This window comes from Alcaligenes sp. MMA, assembly GCF_020907215.1.
GTDB lineage: Bacteria > Pseudomonadota > Gammaproteobacteria > Burkholderiales > Burkholderiaceae_B > Alcaligenes > Alcaligenes aquatilis.
On sequence record NZ_JAJJPP010000008.1, the window covers coordinates 1 to 445 of the forward strand.

Below are 445 nucleotides of genomic sequence, written 5' to 3' on the forward strand. Positions count from 1 at the left end.
AGGCAGATCCGTGCCACTGGCGGTTTGACCCGTCAGTGTGGCTTCCAGCGTGAAGTCCTCATTACCTTCGAACACATTGTCGTCGGTCGTGGGCACCGTCACCACAATGCCATCGGTCGTGCCAGCGGGCACCGTCACGCTGTAGCTGCCATCGGCATTCTTGGTCACGGTCACATCTTGACCGTTGATGGTGACAGTAGGCTCACCAATGTCGTCGGCCTCGATCTCACCACCCAAGGTGAAGGTCAGGGTCGTGTCGGCATCAACCGCCTTGTCCAGGCTCACGTTGAACGTGGCGTTCTCACCTTCGTTCACGTTACCGGCGTCATCCACCGTCAGAACCGGTACGTCCGCACCGGGGTTCGGGTTGGTTGGATCGGTCGATTCGGTATCCACAATCGTGGCGTTACCGCTGTCGGTAATACCGCTAGGCAGATCCGTACCG

General features: G+C 59.1%; 1 protein-coding gene. It reads right to left on the reverse strand.

Annotation, left to right across the window (positions count from 1 at the left end):
* A partial coding sequence (locus tag LNA76_RS17935; protein WP_442778992.1) for a hypothetical protein occupies positions 1–445 on the reverse strand: 445 nt, incomplete at both ends.